The organism is Rahnella sp. R3(2024), assembly GCF_042920125.1.
Taxonomy (GTDB): domain Bacteria; phylum Pseudomonadota; class Gammaproteobacteria; order Enterobacterales; family Enterobacteriaceae; genus Rahnella; species Rahnella rivi.
Window position 1 is genome coordinate 2,401,605 of sequence record NZ_JBHGBU010000001.1, and the last position, 26,272, is coordinate 2,427,876.

Genomic DNA, 26,272 nt, shown 5'->3' on the forward strand with positions numbered 1-26,272 from the left:
AGTATGCCGATGTTGTTAACGCCGCTACTGACTGCCGCTATCGAGACGCCGCTTAATTACCTGCTTTTCAGAGACCGCAGCATGAAGGCGGCGCGGACGCGTCTGGCAGGTAAAGTTCTGCGTGTTGAATTGCAGGAACTGAGTACCCCGCTGACGTTTGTCTTCAGTGAGCAAAAAATTGATGTCCTCGGGCAATGGGATGGCGTGGCAGATTGCACCGTCACCTCAACACTCTCCGTGTTGCATAAGCTGCGCGATCGCCAGCAGTTATCGCCGCTCATGCGCAGCGGTGAGCTGGTGGTTGAAGGCGATATTTCTGTGGTGCAGCAACTGGTTGCGTTGCTGGATATGGCCGAGTGGGAACCAGCGGAATTCCTGGCACCTTATATCGGTGATATTGCTGCTCAGGGAGTGAGCCAGGCGGTGCAGGGCGGTTTCCGTTTCCTGCAAAAAGGGCTTAAACATCAGCAAAACTACGTCGCGCAGACGCTGACTGAAGAGTGGAAAATGGCTCCCGGTCCGCTGGAAGTGGTGTGGTTTAGTGATGAAGTCTCCGCATTGGCAGGCGAGCTGGATACACTGGAGAAACGTATCGAAAAACTGGAGGGCAAACCGTGACGCCAAGGGAAATGCGACGTTTATATCTGATTATCCGCATGTTTCTCATCTACGGCCTTGACGAACTCATCCCTAAAATCCGTTTGACGTTGCCGCTGCGCATGGGCCGTTATCTGTTTTTCTGGTTACCAAATCGTCATAAAGAAAAGCCGCTGGGTGAGCGTATGCGTCTTGCGCTGGAAGAATTAGGTCCGGTTTGGATCAAGTTCGGCCAGATGATGTCTACACGTCGCGATCTTTTCCCGCCTCATATTGCCGACCAGCTTGCTCTGCTTCAGGATCACGTTCCTCCTTTTGATGGCGCGCTGGCACGTAAGCAAATTGATACCGCGTTGGGCGGCCCGCTGGAAAACTGGTTCGATGAATTTGACCAGACGCCGCTGGCTTCCGCCTCGATTGCTCAGGTGCATACCGCGGTGCTCAAAGAGAATGGCAAACCTGTCGTTCTGAAGGTGATCCGCCCGGATATTTTACCGACCATCAAAGCAGATATCCGTCTGATGTCGCGCCTTGCCGGTTGGGTGCCGCTTCTGCTGCCGGATGGTCGCCGTTTGCGTCCGCGTGAAGTGGTTCGCGAATATGAAAAAACGTTGCTTGATGAGCTGAACCTGCTGCGTGAAGCGGCCAATGCCATTCAGCTGCGTCGTAATTTTGAAGGCAGCCCGATGCTGTATGTGCCGGAAGTGTATCCGGACTACTGCAGCGAGCGTCTGATGGTGATGGAACGCATCTACGGTATTCCTGTTTCGGATGTTGAGGCGCTGAAAAAACAGGGCACCAACATGAAATTACTGGCGGAGCGTGGTGTTCAGGTCTTCTTTACCCAGGTTTTTCGCGACAGTTTCTTCCATGCTGACATGCATCCCGGTAACATTTTCGTCAGCTACGAAACGCCTGAAGATCCTTGCTACATAGGTATCGATTGCGGCATAGTTGGTTCGTTGAACAAAGAAGATAAGCGCTATCTGGCTGAAAATTTCATCGCTTTCTTCAATCGCGATTATCGCAAAGTGGCTGAACTGCATGTTGATTCCGGTTGGGTTCCGCGCGATACCAATGTTGAAGACTTTGAATTTGCTATCCGGACAGTATGCGAGCCGATTTTTGAAAAGCCGCTTGCAGAGATTTCCTTCGGTAACGTGTTGTTAAATCTGTTTAATACCGCGCGCCGCTTTAATATGGAAGTCCAGCCTCAACTGGTGTTGCTGCAAAAAACACTGTTGTATGTAGAAGGTCTGGGGCGTCAGCTTTATCCGCAGCTGGATTTGTGGACAACGGCGAAACCTTTCCTGGAAAGCTGGGTACGTGATCAGGTAGGTCTGCCGGCAATGATCCGCGCACTGAAAGAGCGCGCGCCATTCTGGGTTGAGAAACTGCCTGAATTACCCGATCTGGTTTATCAGAGCCTGCAACAGCACAAGCTGTTGCAGTACAACATCGAAAAGCTTTCCTCCCAAATGCACAACCAGAACTCCCGTCAGGGTCAGTCTCGTTATCTTTTGGGGATAGGGGCGACGTTGTTATTAAGCGGCACCCTTTTGCTGTTAGGCAACGTCGAGATTTATCCGGCTTGCCTGATGACCGCGGGCGCGGTTTCCTGGCTGATTGGCTGGCGACGCGCCAGCTAAAACATGTTTTAAAATTGAATGCCGTTTGCGGACGGCAATGAATGTCGTTCCTTCCTATTTGAGGTGAAAATAATGGGTGGTATTAGTATTACTAAGATCCTGATTCTCGTTGTGATTGTGGTACTGCTGTTCGGTACTAAGAAACTGCGTGGTCTGGGTGCTGATCTGGGGGCTTCCATCAAAGGCTTCAAAAAAGCCATGAGTGAAGATGATAGCCAGTCAAAAGCAAATAAAGACGCTGACATTACGCCAACTGATGCTGATTTCGCTGCCAGGTCTATCGAGGGCAAGCCGGACGCTAAAGCAGAAGACACCAAGAGCCAAAACAAAGAGCAGGTATAAACCGTGTTCGATATTGGATTTAGTGAACTGCTGCTGGTATTGGTGATTGGCCTGGTTGTTCTCGGGCCGGAGCGTTTACCTGTAGCAGTCAGAACAGTAGCAGGCTGGATCCGTACGCTTCGGGCGATGGCCGCGTCAGTACAAAGCGAGCTGTCGCAGGAGCTGAAACTTCAGGAATTGCAGGATAGCCTGAAGAAAGCCGAAGAGGCGGGTCTGAAGAATCTCACGCCGGAAATCAAAGCCTCCATGGATGAGCTGAAAGAAGCGGCTGAATCCATGAAGCAATCTATCAATTCAGGGCTCAATCCTGCCGATAAAGCGATGGAAGAAGCGAAAGCGGAAGGTAACACCATCCACAATCCTGTGATCGATGATGCCGAAGCCCACCATGATGCCGGTATTTCGCCGGCCACGGCTGACAACGTGGCCTCTGCACCGGCTGCTGCGCCACTCAGTGCAGTGGATGCGGCACTGGCTTCAAATAAGACGGCCCATGCTGCGGCAGCACAGGCTGAATTGCAGGCAGCGGCGGCACAATCGCCTGTCGCTGACTCTTCCGTTGCCTCTGCGCCCGTGACCAAACCGGTTGCCGTTGACGCACCGGTGGCTGAACCTTCTGCGCCGGAAACACCGGTTTCACTCACTAAACCGACAGGCGAGCGCTAAACATGGCTGTTGAAGATACTCAACCGCTTATCAGCCATCTGATTGAGCTGCGTAAGCGTCTACTGAACGCCATTGTCTGTATTTTAGTGGTGTTTTTATGTCTGGTTTATTTTGCCAATGACATCTATCAGCTGGTGGCTTCACCGTTGATTGAGCAAATGCCTTTGGGTGCGAGCATGATTGCTACTGACGTAGCATCACCGTTCTTTACGCCAATCAAGCTGACCATGATTGTCTCGGTATTTGTTTCCGCGCCGTTCATTTTGTATCAGGTGTGGGCATTCGTTGCTCCCGCGCTGTACAAGCATGAACGCCGCCTGATGATGCCGTTGTTGTTCTCCAGTTCTGCATTATTTTACCTCGGCGTGGCTTTTGCTTACTTCGTGGTGTTTCCGCTGGCGTTTGCTTTTTTTGCGAAAACCGCACCGGCTGGCGTGCAGATTGCTACTGACATCAACAACTATCTCGATTTCGTGATGGCGTTGTTCATGGCGTTTGGCGTCTCATTTGAAGTGCCGATTGCCATCGTTTTACTGTGCTGGAGTGGTGTGACGACACCGGAAGACCTGAAAAAGAAACGTCCGTATGTGCTGGTCGGGGCGTTTGTGGTCGGGATGTTGTTAACGCCGCCGGATGTCTTCTCTCAGACGCTGCTGGCCATCCCGATGTATCTGCTGTTTGAAATCGGCGTATTCTTTGCCCGTTTCTACGTAGGTGGACGTCGTCGCGCTGATGTCGATAAAGAGAACGATCCGGATCAGGCTGAGTAAGTCTCTTTGATTATTTCGATATAAAACAGAAACCGCCCAGCAGGGCGGTTTCTGTTTCAGGACAATGTATGTTTGAAATTGGCATAAACCTCACCAGTAATCAGTTTGATAAAGATCGCCCGCAGGTGGTGGAAAGAGCACGAGCGGCCGGTCTGAGCGGTATGTTGATCACAGGTACATCTGCGCAGGAAAGTGGTGAGGCGCAGAAAATGGCGGCTGAATACCCTGATTTTTGCTGGTCTACGGCGGGTGTGCATCCACATCAGGCCAGTGAATGGAATGCGCAGGTGGAAGCTGACATCCGTGCGCTGGCCGGATTAACGAATGTTGTGGCGGTCGGTGAATGCGGACTGGATTTCAATCGCAATTTTTCGCCTGCCTTGCAGCAGGAATCGGCGTTTACCGCACAGCTTGCGCTGGCATCAGAACTACAGTTACCGGTGTTTTTACATTGTCGTGATGCCGGGGAACGTTTCGCTGCATTACTCAAGCCCTGGCTTGCAGATTTACCGGGCGGTGTCGTTCACTGCTTTACCGGTACGCGGCATGAGCTTGAACTGTATTTGTCTCTCGGCCTGTCGATAGGAATTACGGGCTGGGTCTGCGATGAGCGGCGCGGGCTGGAGTTGCGTGAAATGCTGCCGCTGATCCCGGCTGAACGCTTAATGCTGGAAACCGATGCGCCCTATTTATTACCAAGAGATATGGAAAACAAACCGAAGAACCGACGCAATGAACCGGCGTTTTTACCGCACATTGTTCATCAGGTCGCGCAGTGGCGCGGGGAAGACCCGCAGTGGCTGGCGGATATCACCGATGATAACGCGCGCAAAATGTTTGCCCTGCCAGCGCGCTGAATGTTTCACATAAAAAAGCACCGTTTAACGGTGCTTTTTTGCAGGACACAGACAGAGAAAATGCGCTCAGAGTTTCTGGAAATGCGTGTTGTCTATGCTCTGGCGGACAGGCTGATTAATCAGATTCAACATCAGCAGCGAACGGGCTTCGCCGTCAGGCTCGGTATAAATGGCCTCGATGCCCTCGAAAATCCCTTCAGTGATCAAAACGATATCGCCTTCATACGGCGTTTCAGGATCGCGAATGTCAATCGTCGGCGGTTCCATCAGTTGTTTGATCACCTGAGGTTGCACGGTCGCCAGTTTTGGCCCGAAGCGGATGAAATGGCTGACACCACGCGTTGCGCTGATCGTCGTCGTGTGGATCCGTTCAGGGTCAAACTCGATGAACATGTAGTTCGGGAACATGGGTTCGCTGACAGGCGTGCGGCGTCCGCGCACCATCTTTTCCAGGGTGATCATGGGCGTCAGGCAGTTTACTTGCTGGCGCTCAAGATGTTCTTTGGCGCGGAGCAACTGGCCGCGTTTGCAATAGAGTAAGTACCAGGATTCCATAGTTTCCCACATTAAAACGTTGATTCCGGCAGCATAACAAAAGCTGCCCCTGAGATACAGGCAGTGAGATTCTGTGCAGACGTTTGCTGATTGTCGGTCTGTTATCTTTTATTATCGAAGAAAAGTGCACACTTATCCCTTTATCTTCCTCTTATTACAGTCAGGAGAAGCGTCATGGAGCTGTTCTTACTGAGCAACGGTAAGCTTTCCGGTGAATCTGAATTACTGGGCTATGCAAAAGATCGTATCCAGGCGGTGCTGAAATCCCGCGGGATTACCTCCGCCGTGCTGATCCCCTACGCACTGATCCGCAGCGATTATGATGAGCGCGCCGGTGCGCTGGCCGATGTGCTGGGCATTGATGTCACCAGCATTCATCACGCAGATAATCCGGCACACGCTATTGCCAGTGCGCAATGTATTTTGGTCAGCGGCGGCAATACCTGGATGCTCAACCAGATGCTGCATGAGAAGGGGCTGATCGTTCCTGTTCAGCGCGCTGTGCGTGAACGCAATGTGCCGTATATCGGCTGGAGCGCGGGTTGTAACGTGGCAACTCCAAGTATTCGTACCACCAATGATATGCCAGTCCGCAATTCAGTGGTGCTGCCCTCTCTTGGTCTGTTCCCGGTACAAATAAATCCGCATTACATCGATGCACACCTGAGTGGCCACATGGGTGAAACCCGTGACGAGCGCATTGCTGAATTTTGCGCGGTGAATCCGTCTGAGGCGGTCATTGCGCTGCGTGAAGGCAGTTTGTTGCAGGTGTCCGGCAATGAGCTGAGCTATTTCAGCGCCAGAAATCAGGGCTTCAAAGTGTTCCGGCATGGTCATGAGATTCAGGAATATCATGACACCCAGGCGTTAAGCGCGTGGGTACCCTTTACCTGTTTGTGATCGGATCATCGGCAGACGATTTGCGCACCGTCAGACCAACAGCGTTGGTTTCTGGCGGTTACACTGGTTTTTCATTATCGGCGTTTACCTGCTGATAACAAAAAGGCAGCAACAACCTCGGAGAGGCTCTATAATGCTCTCCTTCAACCCGGCGACTCAGAATCAGCATGAAATACCGTGATTTACGTGACTTCCTCTCGTTACTCGAAAAGAGAGGCCAACTGAAACGCATTACTCAGTCTGTCGATCCCTACCTGGAAATGACCGAAATTGCTGACCGTACCCTGCGTGCGGGCGGCCCGGCGTTGTTGTTTGAAAATCCAAAAGGGTACGACATGCCGGTGCTGTGTAATTTATTCGGCACACCTGAGCGTGTGGCGATGGGCATGGGCAAAGAGGACGTCAGTGCGTTACGTGAAGTCGGTGAGTTGCTGGCGTTTCTGAAAGAGCCTGAGCCGCCACGCGGTTTGCGTGATTTATACGATAAGGCGCCGAAGTTTAAGCAGGTGCTGAACATGCCGACGAAAGTGCTGCATTCCGCACCTTGTCAGCAGGAGATTTGGGAAGGCGACGAGGTGGATATCACCCGCATTCCGGTGATGCAGTGCTGGCCGGAAGATGCCGCGCCGTTGATCACCTGGGGTCTGACTGTCACCCGTGGGCCGGAAAAACCCCGTCAGAATCTGGGGATTTATCGCCAGCAGGTTCTCGGGAAAAACAAAGTCATCATGCGCTGGTTATCCCATCGCGGCGGTGCGCTTGATTTCCAGGAGTGGTGCCAGAAGAATCCCGGCCAGCGTTTCCCGGTTTCTGTGGCATTGGGTGCAGATCCCGCCACCATTCTGGGCGCCGTGACGCCGGTGCCGGATTCGTTGTCTGAATACGCGTTCGCCGGTTTGCTGCGCGGTAATAAAACCGAAGTGGTGAAGTGTATTTCCAACGATCTCGAAGTCCCTGCCAGTGCGGAAATCGTGCTCGAAGGGTATATCGAGCCGGGCGAGATGGCGCCGGAAGGCCCGTATGGTGACCATACCGGCTACTATAATGAAGTAGACAGCTTCCCGGTCTTCACGATCACGCATATGACGCAGCGGAAAGATCCCATCTATCATTCGACCTACACCGGCCGTCCGCCGGATGAGCCCGCGGTGCTGGGCGTGGCGCTGAATGAAGTCTTTGTGCCGATTCTGAAGAAACAATTCCCGGAAATTGTTGATTTTTATCTGCCGCCGGAGGGTTGCTCCTACCGTATGGCTGTCGTTACCATGAAGAAACAGTACCCTGGTCATGCAAAGCGCGTGATGATGGGTGTCTGGTCATTCCTGCGTCAGTTCATGTACACCAAGTTTGTGATTGTGTGCGATGACGATGTGAATGCCCGTGACTGGAACGACGTGATTTGGGCGATTACCACCAGAATGGATCCCGCACGGGATACGGTTTTGGTCGAAAATACGCCGATCGATTATCTCGATTTTGCCTCGCCTGTATCGGGCCTCGGTTCGAAAATGGGGATGGATGCGACCAACAAATGGCCGGGTGAAACACAGCGTGAGTGGGGGCGTCCGATAGTGAAGGATCCTGCCGTCACCGCCCGTATCGATGCCATCTGGGATGAGCTCGCTATTTTTAATGATAAAGACGATGCGAAAAAATAATCGACTCTTTGTCCCACGCTTTGCTTTGATGACCCACAGAGGGAACGCATGACAACTTTGAGCTGTAAAGTGACCTCCGTTGAGGCGATTACCGATACGGTGTATCGGGTCCGGTTGTTGCCGGAAGCGCCTTTTTCTTTCCGCGCGGGTCAGTATCTGATGGTCGTGATGGATGAGCGCGATAAGCGTCCGTTCTCTCTGGCCTCCACGCCTGCTGAACACAACGTGATTGAGTTGCACATCGGCGCCTCCGAACTGAATCTGTACGCGATGGCGGTGATGGATCGCATTCTGAAAGAACAGGCGATTACCGTGGATATTCCTCACGGCGATGCCTGGCTGCGCGAAGAAGGCCAGCGTCCGCTGGTGCTGATTGCGGGCGGCACCGGTTTTTCTTATGTGCGTTCCATTCTGGTCACCGCGCTTGAGCAACAGCCTCATCGCGATATTTCCATTTACTGGGGCGGGCGCGAGCTGAAGCATCTGTACGATTTGGGCGAGCTGGAAGCACTGAGCATTCATCACCCGAATCTGAAAGTGATCCCGGTGGTGGAACAGCCTGAAGACGGCTGGCAGGGCAGAAGCGGTACCGTTCTGAGCGCGGTGTTGCAGGATTTCACCTCGCTGGCGGAGCACGATATTTATATCGCAGGGCGTTTTGAGATGGCAAAAATCGCCCGCGAGCGCTTTGTTGCAGAGCGCGGCGCGCTGGAAGATCGACTGTTTGGTGATGCGTTCTCTTTCATTTGATGTGACGCCACCGTCGTGAAAAAGCCCGCCCCTGACAGGCGGGAAAACGGCAACTAAAACGGGCAGATAAGATTCATAAAAGCGGACAATCTGTCCGCTTTTTGTTTATGCAGAAAAGAGTAAAACTCAGACGCGTTCGAAAACGGTCGCGATGCCCTGACCCAAACCGATGCACATGGTCGCAACGCCAAACTGTACGTCGCGGCGTTCCATCAGGTTCAGCAGCGTCGTAGAGATACGTGAACCGGAGCAGCCAAGCGGATGACCGAGTGCAATCGCGCCGCCGTTCAGGTTGACGCGCTCTTCCATGGTTTCCAGCAGCCCCAAATCTTTCACGCACGGTAAGGCTTGTGCCGCGAAGGCTTCGTTCAGTTCGAACAGGCCGATATCCTGCACGCTCAGTCCGGCGCGTTTCAGAGCCAGGCGCGTCGCCGGGACCGGGCCGTAACCCATAATCGACGGATCGCAGCCGACCACCGCCATTGCACGAATTCGCGCGCGGGCTTTCAGGCCCAGAGATTTGGCATGAGATTCACTCATCAGCAACATCGCCGATGCGCCGTCGGAGAGGGCAGAGGACGTGCCTGCAGTGACGGTGCCGTTGACCGGGTCAAACGCCGGACGCAGCGCCGCCAGCGTTGCGACGGTAGTTTCCGGGCGGATCACCTCGTCAAAATCATAACGGGTCAGCACGCCTTCTGCGTTATGGCCTTCAGTCGGGACGATTTCATTGGCAAAGTGTCCGGCGAGCGTGGCCGCGTGGGCGCGATGATGCGAACGCGCTGCAAACTCATCCTGCATTTCACGGCTGATCTGGTGCATTTTCGCCAGCATTTCAGCGGTCAGCCCCATCATTCCCGCGGCTTTTGCCACGGTTTTGCTCAGCCCCGGATGGAAATCCACGCCGTGATTCATCGGCACGTGACCCATATGTTCCACACCGCCAATCAGGCTGACCTGTGCGTCGCCGACCATAATGGCGCGGGCGGCGTCGTGCAGTGCCTGCATGGAAGAACCGCACAGACGGTTAACCGTGGTCGCCGGGACGCTGTGTGGGATTTCCGCCAGCAGCGCCGCATTGCGGGCAATGTTGAATCCCTGTTCCAGCGTCTGCTGCACGCAGCCCCAGTAAATATCATCAATATCTTTGGCGTTCAGCGCCGGATTTCGGGCCAGCACGGCGCGCATCAGATGCGCGGAGAGATCTTCAGCCCTGACGTGGCGAAATGCGCCGCCCTTTGAACGGCCCATCGGCGTGCGGACTGCGTCAACAATGACTACGTTTTCCATGATTTCGGTCCTTATGCCTGATTGCCGGTGCTGATGTTTTCCAGCGCTGCCGCAACCGGGTAGTAACTTTCATTGGTTTGCGCTTTGGCGCGAAGCCCGTCCGGTGCCTGATACATTGGCCCCAGGTGCGCGTAATGTTCGGTCATTTTCAGATACTCAGCCGTGCCAAGCGTGTCCAGATAACGGAACGGGCCGCCGTGGAACGGAGGGAAACCGATGCCGTATACCAGCGCCATATCGGCTTCGGCCGGGCTGGCAATAATGCCTTCTTCGAAGCAGCGCACCACTTCGTTAATCATCGGGATCATCATGCGTGCAATGATGTCCTGTGGTGAGAATTCTGCATGTGCCGGTTTCAGATTATCGGCCAACAGGCTGACAGCCTGTTCGTCGACGTCTTTACGTGGCTTGCCTTTGCTGTCTTCACTGTAGCGGTAGAAGCCCAGCTGATTTTTCTGGCCGAAACGGCGGTTATCGAACAGCACGTCGATGGCGTCACGGTAGTTTCGCGCCATACGCTGCGGGAATCCGGCGGCCATCACGGCCTGCGCGTGATGCGCGGTGTCGATGCCCACGACGTCCAGCAGATATGCCGGGCCCATCGGCCATCCGAACTGTTTTTCCATCACTTTGTCGATCTGGCGGAAATCGGCCCCGTCACGCAGCAGTAAACTGAAACCGGAGAAATACGGGAACAGCACGCGGTTGACGAAGAAGCCCGGGCAGTCGTTCACCACGATCGGCGTTTTACCCATTGCCAGCGCGTAAGAGACAATACGTGAAAGGGTTTTGTCTGAGGTTTTCGCGCCACGCACAATTTCAACCAGCGGCATACGATGCACCGGATTGAAGAAGTGCATGCCGCAGAAGTTTTCCGGGCGTTTCAGTGAAGAAGCCAGCTGGTCGATCGGAATGGTTGAGGTGTTGGAAGCCAGTACGGTATCGGCGTCGAGCAGCGATTCCGCTTCCGCCAGCACCGCCGCTTTCACTTTCGGGTTCTCCACGACGGCTTCGACCACGACGCTGGCGCGTTCGATTCCGCTGTAATCCAGCGTCGGATGAATGGTCGACAGCACGTTGGCCATTTTCAGACCGTCGAGTTTGCCGCGCTCCAGCTGTTTGTTCAGCAACTTGGCCGCTTCGTTCATGCCGAGCGTCAGGGACTGGTCGCTGATGTCTTTCATCACAACCGGTACGCCTTTCAGGGCAGACTGATACGCAATCCCGCCACCCATAATGCCCGCTCCCAGCACCGCAGCCTGCTTTGGTTTTTCGCTGCCGTGCGCCAGTTTTTTGGCTTTCGCTTTAACGAACTGATCGTTGAGGAAAATGCTGACCAGCGCGCGGGCTTCTTTAGATTGCGCGAGGGGAACAAAACTGGCTGTTTCCAGTTTCAGCGCATCGTCACGGCCCAGGCGTGCGGCGGCTTCAATGGTTTTCACCGCGGTCATCGGCGCAGGGTAATGTTTCCCCGCGTTCTGCATGACCATGCTTTTGGCGACACTGAAACTCATCGTCGCTTCAATCTGGCTGAGTTTCAGCGGCAGACGTTTGGGTTCGCGACGGCTTTGCCATTCCAGTTTACCGGCCACGGCATTTTTTAGCATGGTGATCCCGGCGTCGCGCAGTGTGTCGGCGTCGACCACCGCATCCACCAGCCCGATTTTCAGGGCTTCTTTCCCGCTGATATTTTTACCGGCGGCGATAATTTCCAGTGCGCTGTCAGTGCCAATCAGGCGCGGCAGACGCACGGAACCGCCAAAACCCGGCATGATCCCTAAGCTGGTTTCCGGCAGGCCAATGCGCGCATCGGCGGTACTGATACGCAAATCCGTCGCCAGCACGCATTCACAGCCGCCGCCCAGGGCATATCCGCTGATGGCGGAAAGTGTGGGTACCGGTAAATCTTCCAGCCGGTTAAAAATGCTGTTGGCGAAATTCAGCCACTCATGCAGTTTCTCCGCGGGCGCGTTGAACAGGGATAAAAATTCGGTGATATCTGCCCCGACAATAAATGCCGGTTTTGCTGAGCTCAGCAGTAAACCTTTCAGGCCCGGCTGTTTCTCGAGCACTGCGATCGCCTCGCCCAGGCTGGCAACCGTTTGGGTATCGAGCTTGTTTACGGAGCCCGGAGCATCGAAGACCAGCTCGGCGATCCCGTCGTCGAGCCAGTGCAGGTGTAATGTTTCGCCTTGGTAAAGCATGTGTCTCTCCTGAATCATCTGTGATGATCTGGTATGACCAGATGCTTTCGAGTGTGGTTATTATGTTAATAATTTGCAAATGAGATGTGTTTTATTTGCAGGCAAGATCACAAACCTTCCGGGACTATGGCAGCCGTAAGGCTGTGGTAAGATGCTGCATCGTCTTTCCGGTGAAATAAGGACAGTTGGATGGAATCGCTTACTACGCTTTATAAAGAACATATCGCCACGTTGCAGTCGCGTGCCCGCGAAATTCTGCAACGTTCTCAGCTTGATGCGTTACTGATTCACTCCGGTGAACTGATAACGACCTTCCTTGATGATCACAGTTATCCGTTCAAAGTGAACCCGCAATTCAAAGCCTGGGTGCCGGTCACCAAAGTGCCAAATTGCTGGTTATGGGTGGATGGCGTGAATGCGCCTAAGTTGTGGTTCTATTCGCCGGTTGACTACTGGCACAGCCACGAGCCGCTGCCGGATTCATTCTGGACCAAAGAAATCGCGATTACGCCGCTGGCCAATGCCGACGAGATCAAAGGCCAGTTGCCGGTGGATCTTAAGCGCGTGGGTTACATCGGTTCGAGCCAGGATCGTGCTATCAGCCTGGGTGTGCCTGCTGCCAACGTGAACCCGAAAGCGGTGCTGGATTTCCTGCATTATCATCGCTCGTATAAAACCGGCTATGAACTGGCCTGTATGCGTGAAGCGCAGAAAGTGGCTGTCAGCGGGCATCGTGCGGCGAAAGAAGCGTTCCTTTCCGGCATGAGTGAGTTCGACATCAACCTGGCGTATCTCACCGCCACCGGCCACCGTGATACCGATGTGCCGTACGACAATATTGTTGCGCTCAATGAACATGCGTCGGTACTTCACTACACCACGCTTGATAACCAGCCGCCTGCCGACATGCGCAGCTTCCTGCTGGATGCCGGTGCGGAATATAACGGTTACGCCGCTGATCTGACCCGTACCTACGCCGGGAAACCGGACAGCGACTTCGCCGCACTGGTGAAAGACCTCAATACGGAGGAACTGGCTTTAATTGACACGATCAAGGCCGGTGTGCGCTACACCGACTATCATGTTCAGATGCATCACCGTATCGCCAAATTGCTGAAAGCGCACAAGCTGGTGGTTGATATCAGCGAAGACGGCATGGTGGAACAGAACCTGACCGGGCCTTTCCTGCCACATGGTCTTGGGCATCCGCTGGGGTTACAGGTGCATGACGTTGCCGGTTTCATGCAGGATGATAAGGGCACCCATCAGGCCGCCCCTTCGCAATATCCTTTCCTGCGTTGTACCCGTGTGATTGAGCCGGGTATGGTGCTGACCATTGAACCGGGCCTGTATTTCATCGATTCGCTGCTGGCACCGTTGCGCGAGGGGCAATTCAGTAAGCACTTCGCCTGGGAGCGCATTGAAGCGCTGAAGCCTTTTGGCGGGATCCGTATCGAGGACAACATTGTTATCCACGATAATCGCATCGAAAACATGACCCGTGACCTGAAGCTGGCCTGATGCAGCCGTATCGGGTTCCCGCTGAGTCAGTCAGTTTCAGCGAGGAAATAAAGAAAAGCCGCTTCATTACCTTACTGGAAAGAACAGAGGGCGTTGAAGCGGCCAAAGCGTTTATTCAGGATATCCGCCATCAGCATCCGGCAGCGCGTCATCATTGCTGGGCGTTTGTGGCTGGCGCGCCGGATGATTCTCAGCAACTGGGATTTTCTGATGACGGCGAACCTGCAGGTACAGCGGGTAAACCGATCCTCAGTCAACTGATGGGAAGCGGTGTCGGGGAGATCACCGCCGTCGTCGTGCGCTATTATGGCGGTATTATGCTGGGCACCGGCGGGCTGGTGAAAGCCTATGGCGGCGGCGTTCAGCAAGCTTTAAAACAACTTACCGTGCAACAAAAAGTTCCGCTGGCAGAATACGCGGTGCAGTGTGATTACAGCCAGTTACAGCTGGTGGAAACGCTGCTCTCGCAAGTCGGCGGACATATCTTACGCAGTGAGTATGGCGCTGCTGTCGATCTCGTTCTGGCGCTGCCTGCTGCCGAGGCAACAGCAACCGTCAGTCACTTATTCGATATCAGCCGTGGCACGCTCATTCTGCGTCCGGTTTCATAATTTTTTCTATGGTTAATTCGCTGAGGAACGCACCAGCATGCATTTTCGTGCCATAACACGCATCGTCGGGGTGCTCGTCATCCTGTTCTCCGGAACGATGATTATTCCCGGCCTGGTCGCTCTGATTTACCGCGACGGCGCAGGACGTGCGTTCAGCCAGACGTTTTTTGTCGCCCTGACGATTGGTTTATTCCTCTGGCTTCCCAACCGAAAGCAGAAAAGTGAGCTGAAGCCGCGCGAAGGTTTCCTGATCGTGGTGCTGTTCTGGACGGTGCTGGGCAGCGTCGGGGCATTGCCCTTTCTGTTTTCCGAGCGGCCGAATCTGTCGCTGACCGACGCTTTCTTTGAATCCTTCTCTGGCCTGACAACGACGGGCGCGACCACGCTGGTGGGGCTGGACTCATTACCCAAAGCCATTTTGTTCTACCGACAAATGCTGCAATGGTTTGGCGGTATGGGGATCATTGTGCTCGCGGTGGCGATTCTGCCGATATTGGGCGTCGGCGGGATGCAGCTGTACCGTGCTGAAATGCCGGGACCGCTGAAAGATAACAAGATGCGGCCACGTATTGCTGAAACGGCGAAAACCCTTTGGCTGATTTACGTACTCCTGACTATTGCCTGTGCATTATCGCTGTGGGGCGCGGGGATGTCCGCGTTTGATGCTATCGGGCATAGCTTCTCGACGATCGCCATCGGCGGCTTTTCAACCCATGACGCCAGTATTGGATATTTTCACAGCGGCACCATCAACAGCATTATCGCTGTGTTCCTGCTGATATCCGGTTGTAACTACGGCCTGCATTTTGCGGTACTCAGCGGACGTAATCTCAAGGTCTACTGGCGTGACCCGGAATTCCGGATGTTCATCGGGGTGCAATTTACGCTGGTGGTCATCTGTACGCTGGTTCTGTGGATCCACAATGTTTACGGCTCAGGTCTGGAAACCATTAATCAGGCCTTCTTCCAGGTGGTTTCCATGGCAACCACTGCGGGGTACACCACCGACAGTATTTCGAAATGGCCGCTGTTTTTGCCTCTTCTATTATTGTGCTCTGCGTTTATCGGAGGTTGTGCTGGTTCAACCGGTGGCGGACTGAAGGTTATCCGTATCCTGCTGCTTTACTTACAGGGGACGCGCGAGCTGAAAAGGTTGGTCCACCCCAATGCGGTTTACACCATCAAGCTGGGTAACCGTGCGCTGCCTGAACGCATCATCGAAGCCGTGTGGGGATTCTTTTCCGCTTACGCGCTGGTATTTATAGTCAGCATGCTGGCGATTGTCGCGACGGGGGTCGATAACTTCTCGGCGTTTGCTGCGGTCACGGCCACGCTCAATAATCTTGGGCCGGGTCTGGGCGTTGTCGCCGATAATTTTGCATCCATGAACTCTGTGGCGAAGTGGATCCTGATCGTCACCATGTTGTTTGGCCGTCTCGAGGTCTTCACACTATTAGTCCTGTTCACGCCGACGTTCTGGCGCGAATAAGTTTATGAAAGGGAAACAAGAATGAAAGCGTTGATACTTTACTCAAGTCGTGACGGGCAGACCCATGCCATCTCTTCTTATATAGCCAGTGTGCTTAAAGAGAAGTGCAACTGTGATGTCATCGACCTGGCACACGCTGAGCATGTGGATTTGAAAAGCTACGACCAGGTGATGATTGGCGCTTCTATACGTTACGGCCACTTCAATCCGGTGCTGGATAAATTCGTTAAAAAACATGCCGACACCTTGAATCAAATGCCGTCTGCATTCTTTGGCGTGAATCTCACCGCCCGTAAGCCCGAGAAGCGCAGCCCGCAGACCAATGCCTATGTGCGTAAGTTTCTGCTGGCCTCTCCGTGGGAACCGGCGATTTGTGGCGTATTCGCCGGGGCATTACGTTATCCACGATATCGCTGGTTCGATAAGGTCATGATCCAACTTATTATGCGTATGACCGGTGGAGAAACGGATACCCGTAAAGAAGTGGAGTACACCGACTGGCAGCAGGTTGCCAAATTCGCTGAGGATTTTGGGCAAATATCGTATAAAAAATCGCTGTAATGCGGTCTTTATCAACGTTTAGACCAAAAAAAAAGCACTCAGAAAGTTTTTTGAAATTAGGGGTTGCGGCCTTCTGAGAACTCCCTATAATGCGCCTCCACTGACCGGGAACAACGACTGAGAAGTCGCTCGGACAGGAAGAGAAAAAGATGAAAGTTCGAATGAATAATCTCTTGACTCTTCAGCGGGAAAACGTAATATACGCCTCCCGCGCCGCATAAGATTCCTTGCGAACCGCGGCATGCTCTTTAACAATTTATCAGACAATCTGTGTGGGCACTCACAAGACGATATCAGCCACCTCGGTGGCAAAAAAATATCAAGTCTTAAAGAGTGACCAAGCAGTAATTCATTTAGGTGACTTGTTCACTTATAAGAGTACTACGAAAGTTAATTTTTGAGCATCGCTTAACTTGTTTAAGCAAATCGAACTTTTAATTGAAGAGTTTGATCATGGCTCAGATTGAACGCTGGCGGCAGGCCTAACACATGCAAGTCGAGCGGTAGCACAGGAGAGCTTGCTCTCCGGGTGACGAGCGGCGGACGGGTGAGTAATGTCTGGGAAACTGCCTGATGGAGGGGGATAACTACTGGAAACGGTAGCTAATACCGCATGACCTCGCAAGAGCAAAGTGGGGGACCTTCGGGCCTCACGCCATCGGATGTGCCCAGATGGGATTAGCTAGTAGGTGGGGTAATGGCTCACCTAGGCGACGATCCCTAGCTGGTCTGAGAGGATGACCAGCCACACTGGAACTGAGACACGGTCCAGACTCCTACGGGAGGCAGCAGTGGGGAATATTGCACAATGGGCGCAAGCCTGATGCAGCCATGCCGCGTGTGTGAAGAAGGCCTTAGGGTTGTAAAGCACTTTCAGCGAGGAGGAAGGGTTCAGTGTTAATAGCACTGTACATTGACGTTACTCGCAGAAGAAGCACCGGCTAACTCCGTGCCAGCAGCCGCGGTAATACGGAGGGTGCAAGCGTTAATCGGAATTACTGGGCGTAAAGCGCACGCAGGCGGTTTGTTAAGTCAGATGTGAAATCCCCGAGCTTAACTTGGGAACTGCATTTGAAACTGGCAAGCTAGAGTCTTGTAGAGGGGGGTAGAATTCCAGGTGTAGCGGTGAAATGCGTAGAGATCTGGAGGAATACCGGTGGCGAAGGCGGCCCCCTGGACAAAGACTGACGCTCAGGTGCGAAAGCGTGGGGAGCAAACAGGATTAGATACCCTGGTAGTCCACGCTGTAAACGATGTCGACTTGGAGGTTGTGCCCTTGAGGCGTGGCTTCCGGAGCTAACGCGTTAAGTCGACCGCCTGGGGAGTACGGCCGCAAGGTTAAAACTCAAATGAATTGACGGGGGCCCGCACAAGCGGTGGAGCATGTGGTTTAATTCGATGCAACGCGAAGAACCTTACCTACTCTTGACATCCAGAGAATTCGCTAGAGATAGCTTAGTGCCTTCGGGAACTCTGAGACAGGTGCTGCATGGCTGTCGTCAGCTCGTGTTGTGAAATGTTGGGTTAAGTCCCGCAACGAGCGCAACCCTTATCCTTTGTTGCCAGCGAGTAATGTCGGGAACTCAAAGGAGACTGCCGGTGATAAACCGGAGGAAGGTGGGGATGACGTCAAGTCATCATGGCCCTTACGAGTAGGGCTACACACGTGCTACAATGGCATATACAAAGAGAAGCAAACTCGCGAGAGCAAGCGGACCTCATAAAGTATGTCGTAGTCCGGATTGGAGTCTGCAACTCGACTCCATGAAGTCGGAATCGCTAGTAATCGTAGATCAGAATGCTACGGTGAATACGTTCCCGGGCCTTGTACACACCGCCCGTCACACCATGGGAGTGGGTTGCAAAAGAAGTAGGTAGCTTAACCTTCGGGAGGGCGCTTACCACTTTGTGATTCATGACTGGGGTGAAGTCGTAACAAGGTAACCGTAGGGGAACCTGCGGTTGGATCACCTCCTTACCTAAAGATACGCATTGTGCAGTGTCCACACAGATTGTCTGATGAAATTAATGAGCAAGAGCACCTGTTGATGCGGTAAGGGCAACCTTACGCTGATGCGAAAAGTGCCAAACCACGGTGTGGTCTGGTGCGGATTTTTCGTGTCCCCATCGTCTAGAGGCCTAGGACACTGCCCTTTCACGGCTGTAACAGGGGTTCGAATCCCCTTGGGGACGCCACTCCGATAATGTGTGAAAGACATTATCACCGAATATCTTAAAGATGACTTTAACGAGTCGTGTTTAAGATATTGCTCTTTAACAATCTGGAACAAGCTGAAAATTGAAAGTTTACAGCTGAACATCACTCTCCGTAGAAGTACTGAGTGGTGGATTAGTCTGTAACAGAGTCTCTCAAATAATCGCAGCGCGATGATGTCTTTTAAGACACCTTCGGGTTGTGAGGTTAAGCGACTAAGCGTACACGGTGGATGCCTAGGCAGTCAGAGGCGATGAAGGGCGTGCTAATCTGCGAAAAGCGTCGGTAAGGTGATATGAACCGTTATAACCGACGATACCCGAATGGGGAAACCCAGTGTGTTTCGACACACTATTGCATGGTGAATACATAGCCATGCAAGGCGAACCGGGGGAACTGAAACATCTAAGTACCCCGAGGAAAAGAAATCAACCGAGATTCCCCCAGTAGCGGCGAGCGAACGGGGAAGAGCCCAGAACCAACATCAGCGTATGTGTTAGTGGAAGCGTCTGGAAAGTCGCACAGTATAGGGTGATAGTCCCGTACACAAAAATGCATAGGTTGTGAGTTCGATGAGTAGGGCGGGACACGTGACATCCTGTCTGAATATGGGGGGACCATCCTCCAAGGCTAAATACTCCTGACTGACCGATAGTGAACCAGTACCGTGAGGGAAAGGCGAAAAGAACCCCGGCGAGGGGAGTGAAATAGAACCTGAAACCGTGTACGTACAAGCAGTGGGAGCCTACTTTGTTGGGTGACTGCGTACCTTTTGTATAATGGGTCAGCGACTTATATTTTGTAGCAAGGTTAACCGAATAGGGGAGCCGTAGGGAAACCGAGTCTTAACTGGGCGTCAAGTTGCAAGGTATAGACCCGAAACCCGGTGATCTAGCCATGGGCAGGTTGAAGGTTGGGTAACACTAACTGGAGGACCGAACCGACTAATGTTGAAAAATTAGCGGATGACTTGTGGCTGGGGGTGAAAGGCCAATCAAACCGGGAGATAGCTGGTTCTCCCCGAAAGCTATTTAGGTAGCGCCTCGTGAACTCATCTTCGGGGGTAGAGCACTGTTTCGACTAGGGGGCCATCCCGGCTTACCAACTCGATGCAAACTACGAATACCGAAGAATGTTATCACGGGAGACACACGGCGGGTGCTAACGTCCGTCGTGAAGAGGGAAACAACCCAGACCGCCAGCTAAGGTCCCAAAGTCATGGTTAAGTGGGAAACGATGTGGGAAGGCATAGACAGCCAGGATGTTGGCTTAGAAGCAGCCATCATTTAAAGAAAGCGTAATAGCTCACTGGTCGAGTCGGCCTGCGCGGAAGATGTAACGGGGCTAAACCATGCACCGAAGCTGCGGCAGCGACGCTTAGGCGTTGTTGGGTAGGGGAGCGTTCTGTAAGCCGTCGAAGGTGACCTGTGAGGGTTGCTGGAGGTATCAGAAGTGCGAATGCTGACATAAGTAACGATAATGCGGGTGAAAAACCCGCACGCCGGAAGACCAAGGGTTCCTGTCCAACGTTAATCGGGGCAGGGTGAGTCGACCCCTAAGGCGAGGCTGAAAAGCGTAGTCGATGGGAAGCTGGTTAATATTCCAGCACTTGGTGTTACTGCGAAGGGGGGACGGAGAAGGCTAGGCTAGCCGGGCGACGGTTGTCCCGGTTCAAGCGTGTAGGGGGTGTGACTTGGTAAATCCGGTTACATATTAACCCTGAGGCGTGATAACGAGCCACTACGGTGGTGAAGTAGTTGATGCCATGCTTCCAGGAAAAGCCTCTAAGCTCCAGGTAACACGAAATCGTACCCCAAACCGACACAGGTGGTCAGGTAGAGAATACTCAGGCGCTTGAGAGAACTCGGGTGAAGGAACTAGGCAAAATGGTGCCGTAACTTCGGGAGAAGGCACGCTGGCGCGTAGGTGAAGGGACTTGCTCCCGGAGCTGAAGCCAGTCGCAGATACCAGCTGGCTGCAACTGTTTAATAAAAACACAGCACTGTGCAAACACGAAAGTGGACGTATACGGTGTGACGCCTGCCCGGTGCCGGAAGGTTAATTGATGGGGTTAGCAGCAATGCGAAGCTCTTGATCGAAGCCCCGGTAAACGGCGGCCGTAACTATAACGGTCCTAAGGTAGCGAAATTCCTTGTCGGGTAAGTTCCGACCTGCACGAATGGCGTAATGATGGCCAGGCTGTCTCCACCCGAGACTCAGTGAAATTGAACTCGCTGTGAAGATGCAGTGTACCCGCGGCAAGACGGAAAGACCCCGTGAACCTTTACTATAGCTTGACACTGAACATTGAGCCTTGATGTGTAGGATAGGTGGGAGGCTTTGAAGCGTGGACGCCAGTCTGCGTGGAGCCAACCTTGAAATACCACCCTTTAATGTTTGATGTTCTAACTCGGCCCCGTGATCCGGGGTGAGGACAGTGTCTGGTGGGTAGTTTGACTGGGGCGGTCTCCTCCTAAAGAGTAACGGAGGAGCACGAAGGTTAGCTAATCACGGTCGGACATCGTGAGGTTAGTGCAATGGCATAAGCTAGCTTGACTGCGAGAGTGACGGCTCGAGCAGGTACGAAAGTAGGTCATAGTGATCCGGTGGTTCTGAATGGAAGGGCCATCGCTCAACGGATAAAAGGTACTCCGGGGATAACAGGCTGATACCGCCCAAGAGTTCATATCGACGGCGGTGTTTGGCACCTCGATGTCGGCTCATCACATCCTGGGGCTGAAGTAGGTCCCAAGGGTACGGCTGTTCGCCGTTTAAAGTGGTACGCGAGCTGGGTTTAGAACGTCGTGAGACAGTTCGGTCCCTATCTGCCGTGGGCGTTGGAAGATTGAGAGGGGCTGCTCCTAGTACGAGAGGACCGGAGTGGACGCATCACTGGTGTTCGGGTTGTCATGCCAATGGCATTGCCCGGTAGCTAAATGCGGAAAAGATAAGCGCTGAAAGCATCTAAGCGCGAAACTTGCCTCGAGATGAGTCTTCCCTGTGGCTTTAAGCCACCTGAAGGGACGTTTAAGACTAAGACGTTGATAGGCTGGGTGTGTAAGTGCAGCGATGCATTGAGCTAACCAGTACTAATGACCCGAGAGGCTTAACCTTACAACACCAAAGGTGTTTTAGAGTGGCTCTGAAGTAGATTTTCAGCTGAATGTTCCGAGATTGGTTCATAGTGCAAGCCTGATTTAAGGTGCGCGGTATGGATAAAACAGAATTTGCCTGGCGGCAGTAGCGCGGTGGTCCCACCTGACCCCATGCCGAACTCAGAAGTGAAACGCCGTAGCGCCGATGGTAGTGTGGGGTCTCCCCATGCGAGAGTAGGGAACTGCCAGGCATCAAATAAGTGGAAAGCCCTGTACTGACGTACAGGGCTTTTTGCTGTGTGAAATTTAGGGAACGCGGCGCCTGTTTATTCGACATCCTGTATTTTATGCTTCTCTTCTCACCACAAAACGCTGCGCCGCTGATGAACGAATACGTTAAACTATGCGCAATTAGGTCACTGACGAGTAATATGTTATGTCGAATGACGGCACCTCACTTCAATCCCTCAATACTTTTTCCATAGCAGCTCATGCTGCGGCAATAACGTATATCAATAGCACTGCCCAGTTAGTTGAAACGTGGAAAAAGGCAAAAGAAAAGAATCAGCCATTTCTACTTTTAGGTGAGGGAAGCAACGTTCTTTTTCTTGAAGACTTTTCCGGTTCTGTGGCATTGAACAGAATAAAAGGTATCGAAGTAACGGAAAACTCAGAGGAATGGTTGTTACACGTTGGCTCAGGTGAAAACTGGCACGAACTGGTGTGCTACGCACTTGAACATAATATTCCCGGACTGGAAAATCTTGCCTTAATACCTGGTTGCGTTGGCTCTGCGCCCATACAAAATATTGGAGCGTATGGGATTGAACTGCAAAATGTCTGTCAATATGTTGATGTATTGAACATGAATAGCGGCGAGATTAAGCAACTTAAGGCGGAAGAATGTCAGTTTGGATACCGTGAGAGCATTTTTAAACATGCTTATAAAGACGGTTATGCCATTGTCGCTGTAGGGTTCAGGCTAACTAAGCATTGGCAACCCAAGCTTACTTATGGTGATCTGACGCGCTTAGATCCGCACAGCGTTACTCCCCGTGAGATTTTTGATTCAGTATGCGCAATGCGCATGAGTAAACTGCCTGATCCCGCTATTACTGGAAACGCTGGTAGCTTTTATAAAAATCCCACTGTTGATTCCGTGGTAGCGGAAAAGATCCAACGAGACTACCCATCAATGCCCTCTTACCCGCAGGCTAATGGGCAGGTAAAACTGGCTGCGGGCTGGCTGGTCGAACAGGCGAATCTTAAAGGATTCTGTATTGGCGGTGCCGCTGTTCATCAGAATCAGGCACTTGTCTTGATTAATAAGGATCACGCAAGCAGTGCGGATGTTCGTGCGTTGGCAAAACACGTGAGAGATTCTGTTGCTGCAAAGTTTGGTATATGGCTGGAACCTGAAGTTCGATTTATCGCCGCCAGTGGTGAAGTAAATGCCGTGGAGGCTCTGTCATGAAAGATATTACCGTTCCGCTGCACTTGATCTCAATTTTAGCTGATGGGGAATTCCATTCCGGTGAACAACTGGGCACTGCGATGGGGATGAGCCGGGCCGCAATCAATAAGCATATCCAGACGGTACGCGATTGGGGCGTAGATATTTTCACTGTTCCCGGTAAGGGCTACAGTCTCCCGCATCCTATTCAGTTGCTGGATGAAGCAACGATTATTTCAATGCTTCCTGCTGGCCGTGTAAGTGTGCTGCCCGTAATCGACTCAACAAATCAATATCTTCTCGACCGGATTTCAGAACTGAGTTCCGGTGATGCCTGTGTCGCTGAATACCAGCAGGCAGGGCGTGGGCGTCGTGGAAGAAAATGGTTTTCCCCATTTGGCAGTAATCTTTATCTGTCGATGTACTGGAAGCTTGATCAAGGACCAGCAGCAGCAATGGGGCTGAGTCTGGTTATTGGCATCGTAATGGCAGAAGTGCTTCAGCGTCTGGGAGCTGAAGATGTACGCGTAAAATGGCCAAATGATCTTTATCTGAAAGACAGAAAGTTAGCCGGGATCCTGGTTGAACTAACAGGTAAAACCGGAGATGCGGCACAGTTGGTTATTGGCGCTGGTATAAACCTTAAAATGCGCGAGCCGGCTGCCGATACTATTAATCAGGGCTGGATAAACTTGCAGGAAGCGGGCGTTAATATAGACCGAAATGAGCTCACGGCAACTCTGCTGAAAGAATTACGCGCGGCATTATTGCATTTCGAAAAGGAAGGCTTAGCTCCATTTATTACACGCTGGCGTGGACTGGATAATTTTCTCGACCGACCGGTAAAATTGCTGATTGGAGATCAGGAGATTCACGGTATTGAACGTGGCATTGATCAGCAAGGAGCATTGCTTTTAGAGCAAGAGGGTATAATTAAGCCTTATATAGGTGGTGAGATATCTCTGCGCGGCGTGTGAAATCAAAAGGAGAGCCTGAGCTCTCCTTTTAATGTCTATTATACTATTTTCTGAGTCTTACATGTTCAACGGCATGGTTAGCGCTTTTCGTCAGAATCAGACTGGCCCGCTCTCTTGTTGGAAGAATATTTTCTTTTAAATTCAGCCCGTTAATCTCATTCCATAACTGCGTGGCGATGTTTACCGCTTCTTCTTCCGGCAGTTTTGCATAATGATGAAAATAAGAATCTGGATCAGAGAACGCACCCTGACGAAATTTCAAGAAACGATTGATATACCAGCCCTGCAATAAATCCTCAGGCGCATCGACGTATATTGAAAAATCGACAAAATCAGAGACAAATACATGATGCGGATCATGAGGATAATCCATGCCGCTCTGTAAAACATTTAAGCCTTCGAGAATTAAAATGTCAGGCTGTTCGATGACTTTATTTCCTTCAGGGATCACATCATAAATTAAATGTGAATAGACCGGCGCAGTGACGCTCTTCGCTCCGGATTTAACCTCAGAAACAAAATTGACCAACTGATGCATATCGTAAGACTGTGGGAATCCCTTCTTCTTCATGATCCCACGCTCTTGCAGCGTTTTATTGGGATAGAGAAAACCATCCGTAGTGATAAGTTCAACGGAACGATGCTCAGGCCAACGACTCAGTAACGCCTGAAGCACACGGGCTGTAGTGCTTTTCCCTACTGCTACACTGCCAGCAATACCGATGACATAAGGTATCTTCTGGCCATCGGTTCCCAGGAATTGCTCAAGCACAGCCTGACGGCGAAGATTTGAACTGATATAGAAATTAAGAAGACGCGAAAGCGGCAAATAAATTTGTGCGACTTCCTCGAGAGATAAATCCTCGTTGATACCTTTAAGGTTCACCACTTCCGCTTCTTTGAGCGTTAATGGAACTGAATCGCGTAGAGCAGCCCACTGTGCACGATCGAACTGCAGGTAAGGCGTTGCCAAAGATGGGGCACTTTTTTTCATAAGTTAAAGTCTGCCTGTTAGCGCAGGTCAGGAAAGGCGTTCACGCCAACTCCAGACAGTAAACCAGCAGCATATTATAGACAGCTTCGTTTTCAGGGGAGATCTTTTTCTTATAACTTAACGATTTCTTTGATTGAGTTAAAAATTTTTTGAGAAAGTCATGTAAACCCACTAGAACAATGACGAACCATGCGGCCATGCTCCCCGCAGGGATTCAAAGAAAAAACAGGAGCAAGTTACGGTTGAAGTTGTTTGTAATAGACCACTTCATTCTTTCTGCGATAATCCGTCGAGGACTTACATTGCGCACAGCGATAACCCTGTGAACGATAAAAGGCTTCTGCAGCGGTGCCCGATTGCATGTCCGAAGAGAGCATTGTATACCGTAAAACTTGCGCCTTAATTTCTGATTCGCGCAACAATAGACGACCTACACCACTCCTTCTTACTCTCGAGCAGACCAACAAAGCACTGACTTCAGCATGATGCGAAGATTCTTGCGAACGGATCAGGTTAAGAAGCACAGTGCCCGTTACGCCTTGCTCATCCCGGGCAATCCAAAGTAACAATTCGTTGTGTGAGATCGCAGGGCGTAAATCGTGAAAAACATTTTCCGCTTCTTGCTGCTCGAAAGTAGGGGGCAAGCCTGCAGTGATCCCCTGTTTACTGGCTTCTATAAGCAAGCGGGCGAGCTCATCGCGGTAGACAGGTAATGTAGCGGCATTAAGCATCACAATTTTCATTGCTTACCTCTTAAATGGCAATTCAGCAGATTCAAATGAATGATGCAAAAGACACGCCATCTAAGAAATCCATTGATACGCGGCGAAAGGGGACTGCAGAGATTCTTTGATGCTCACCCATGAAGCAAAAGTTCAAATCTGGTGCATGTGGTTGATAATTTGTTTAGTGAGTAAGATTTTTACATCGCAGAGGGATATTGAAACCAGTAAGGATCGTCATTTCTGTGCCGGCCTGGGAGGCGTATTGGGTCTTTATTTGGCTCTTGTTAAGCGTAAAACTTAGAAAAACCCTATTTTTTGAATAAAACATGAGCGAAGAAGCAAATCATGCAATTTTTTAGTTGCATACCCCTTAAAGTCTCCATAGAATGCGCA

The 26,272-nt window shown here is 52.0% G+C and carries 20 protein-coding genes, 1 tRNA gene and 3 rRNA genes; 19 read left to right on the forward strand and 5 right to left on the reverse strand.

Annotated features, from left to right (window positions below; all coding sequences use genetic code 11):
- Window positions 1-9: 9 nt before the first annotated feature.
- The 6 genes from ABSH60_RS10905 to tatD all read left to right on the forward strand — a co-directional run bounded on the left by ABSH60_RS10905 (window position 10) and on the right by tatD (window position 4,881).
- Window positions 10-618: an SCP2 domain-containing protein gene (locus tag ABSH60_RS10905; RefSeq protein ID WP_056772390.1), complete on the forward strand. Its 609-nt coding sequence runs from the start codon at window positions 10-12 to the stop codon at window positions 616-618.
- A complete protein-coding gene (ubiB, locus tag ABSH60_RS10910; protein ID WP_056772077.1) occupies window positions 615-2,246 on the forward strand; it encodes a ubiquinone biosynthesis regulatory protein kinase UbiB in 1,632 nt (543 codons plus the stop codon). Before ABSH60_RS10905 ends, ubiB begins: the two co-directional genes overlap by 4 nt.
- A 72-nt stretch (window positions 2,247-2,318) precedes the next feature.
- Window positions 2,319-2,588, forward strand: coding sequence for a twin-arginine translocase TatA/TatE family subunit (tatA, locus tag ABSH60_RS10915; protein WP_056772075.1), 270 nt, complete (start codon window positions 2,319-2,321; stop codon window positions 2,586-2,588).
- A gap of 3 nt (window positions 2,589-2,591) precedes the next feature.
- The gene (gene tatB / locus ABSH60_RS10920; RefSeq protein WP_390973921.1) at window positions 2,592-3,254 is read left to right on the forward strand and encodes a Sec-independent protein translocase protein TatB; all 663 of its coding nucleotides are present in this window, start codon (window positions 2,592-2,594) and stop codon (window positions 3,252-3,254) included.
- Between the two features lie 2 nt (window positions 3,255-3,256).
- Complete coding sequence (tatC, locus tag ABSH60_RS10925; RefSeq protein WP_056772070.1) at window positions 3,257-4,024, forward strand: Sec-independent protein translocase subunit TatC; 768 nt, start codon at window positions 3,257-3,259, stop codon at window positions 4,022-4,024.
- Between the two features lie 68 nt (window positions 4,025-4,092).
- The gene (gene tatD / locus ABSH60_RS10930) at window positions 4,093-4,881 is read left to right on the forward strand and encodes a 3'-5' ssDNA/RNA exonuclease TatD (protein ID WP_390973923.1); all 789 of its coding nucleotides are present in this window, start codon (window positions 4,093-4,095) and stop codon (window positions 4,879-4,881) included.
- 66 nt (window positions 4,882-4,947) lie between these two features.
- Here tatD and rfaH read toward each other — a convergent pair whose 3' ends face one another.
- Window positions 4,948-5,436 (reverse strand): transcription/translation regulatory transformer protein RfaH, encoded by a 489-nt coding sequence (gene rfaH / locus ABSH60_RS10935; protein ID WP_122096578.1) that lies wholly within the window; start codon window positions 5,434-5,436, stop codon window positions 4,948-4,950.
- A 174-nt stretch (window positions 5,437-5,610) separates the two neighbouring features.
- On the opposite strand from rfaH, the gene pepE reads away from it, so the two are divergent.
- The 3 genes from pepE (at window position 5,611) to fre (ending at window position 8,744) form a co-directional block, all read left to right on the forward strand.
- Window positions 5,611-6,336: a dipeptidase PepE gene (pepE, locus tag ABSH60_RS10940; protein ID WP_390973925.1), complete on the forward strand. Its 726-nt coding sequence runs from the start codon at window positions 5,611-5,613 to the stop codon at window positions 6,334-6,336.
- 167 nt (window positions 6,337-6,503) lie between these two features.
- On the forward strand, window positions 6,504-7,994 hold the full coding sequence (gene ubiD, locus ABSH60_RS10945) for a 4-hydroxy-3-polyprenylbenzoate decarboxylase (protein WP_056772062.1): 1,491 nt from the start codon (window positions 6,504-6,506) through the stop codon (window positions 7,992-7,994).
- Window positions 7,995-8,042: 48 nt separating this feature from the next.
- Window positions 8,043-8,744, forward strand: a complete 702-nt coding sequence (gene fre / locus ABSH60_RS10950) for an NAD(P)H-flavin reductase (RefSeq protein ID WP_217202709.1) — start codon at window positions 8,043-8,045, stop codon at window positions 8,742-8,744.
- A gap of 126 nt (window positions 8,745-8,870) precedes the next feature.
- On the opposite strand, the gene fadA is transcribed toward fre, so the two are convergent.
- Both fadA and fadB read right to left on the reverse strand, forming a co-directional pair.
- A complete protein-coding gene (fadA, locus tag ABSH60_RS10955; protein ID WP_056772057.1) occupies window positions 8,871-10,034 on the reverse strand; it encodes an acetyl-CoA C-acyltransferase FadA in 1,164 nt (387 codons plus the stop codon).
- 11 nt (window positions 10,035-10,045) lie between these two features.
- On the reverse strand, window positions 10,046-12,238 hold the full coding sequence (gene fadB, locus ABSH60_RS10960) for a fatty acid oxidation complex subunit alpha FadB (RefSeq protein WP_390973928.1): 2,193 nt from the start codon (window positions 12,236-12,238) through the stop codon (window positions 10,046-10,048).
- 189 nt (window positions 12,239-12,427) lie between these two features.
- Here fadB and pepQ point away from each other — a divergent pair, with 189 nt between their 5' ends.
- The 10 genes from pepQ (at window position 12,428) to birA (ending at window position 24,160) form a co-directional block, all read left to right on the forward strand.
- On the forward strand, window positions 12,428-13,759 hold the full coding sequence (gene pepQ / locus ABSH60_RS10965; RefSeq protein ID WP_390973930.1) for a Xaa-Pro dipeptidase: 1,332 nt from the start codon (window positions 12,428-12,430) through the stop codon (window positions 13,757-13,759).
- Window positions 13,759-14,370 (forward strand): IMPACT family protein, encoded by a 612-nt coding sequence (locus ABSH60_RS10970; RefSeq protein ID WP_390973932.1) that lies wholly within the window; start codon window positions 13,759-13,761, stop codon window positions 14,368-14,370. Before pepQ ends, ABSH60_RS10970 begins: the two co-directional genes overlap by 1 nt.
- Window positions 14,371-14,407: 37 nt before the next feature.
- On the forward strand, window positions 14,408-15,859 hold the full coding sequence (gene trkH / locus ABSH60_RS10975; RefSeq protein WP_056772045.1) for a Trk system potassium transporter TrkH: 1,452 nt from the start codon (window positions 14,408-14,410) through the stop codon (window positions 15,857-15,859).
- A gap of 21 nt (window positions 15,860-15,880) precedes the next feature.
- On the forward strand, window positions 15,881-16,420 hold the full coding sequence (gene hemG, locus ABSH60_RS10980; protein WP_056772043.1) for a menaquinone-dependent protoporphyrinogen IX dehydrogenase: 540 nt from the start codon (window positions 15,881-15,883) through the stop codon (window positions 16,418-16,420).
- A 435-nt stretch (window positions 16,421-16,855) separates the two neighbouring features.
- Window positions 16,856-18,398: ribosomal RNA gene (locus ABSH60_RS10985) — 16S ribosomal RNA — on the forward strand.
- 142 nt (window positions 18,399-18,540) lie between these two features.
- Window positions 18,541-18,616 (forward strand) — tRNA-Glu (locus ABSH60_RS10990).
- 224 nt (window positions 18,617-18,840) lie between these two features.
- Window positions 18,841-21,749, forward strand: a 23S ribosomal RNA gene (locus ABSH60_RS10995).
- 116 nt (window positions 21,750-21,865) lie between these two features.
- Window positions 21,866-21,981, forward strand: a 5S ribosomal RNA gene (gene rrf, locus ABSH60_RS11000).
- The 16S, 23S and 5S rRNA genes sit together here with 1 tRNA gene alongside, the layout of an rRNA operon.
- 185 nt (window positions 21,982-22,166) lie before the next feature.
- Window positions 22,167-23,204, forward strand: a complete 1,038-nt coding sequence (gene murB, locus ABSH60_RS11005; RefSeq protein ID WP_390973935.1) for a UDP-N-acetylmuramate dehydrogenase — start codon at window positions 22,167-22,169, stop codon at window positions 23,202-23,204.
- On the forward strand, window positions 23,201-24,160 hold the full coding sequence (gene birA / locus ABSH60_RS11010) for a bifunctional biotin--[acetyl-CoA-carboxylase] ligase/biotin operon repressor BirA (protein WP_217202589.1): 960 nt from the start codon (window positions 23,201-23,203) through the stop codon (window positions 24,158-24,160). The genes murB and birA overlap by 4 nt, the downstream gene beginning before the upstream one ends.
- 43 nt (window positions 24,161-24,203) lie before the next feature.
- Here the strand turns inward: birA and coaA are convergent, their stop codons facing one another.
- The gene (gene coaA, locus ABSH60_RS11015; RefSeq protein WP_056780224.1) at window positions 24,204-25,154 is read right to left on the reverse strand and encodes a type I pantothenate kinase; all 951 of its coding nucleotides are present in this window, start codon (window positions 25,152-25,154) and stop codon (window positions 24,204-24,206) included.
- 236 nt (window positions 25,155-25,390) lie between these two features.
- A complete protein-coding gene (locus ABSH60_RS11020) occupies window positions 25,391-25,897 on the reverse strand; it encodes a GNAT family N-acetyltransferase (protein WP_390973937.1) in 507 nt (168 codons plus the stop codon).
- Window positions 25,898-26,272: the final 375 nt, after the last annotated feature.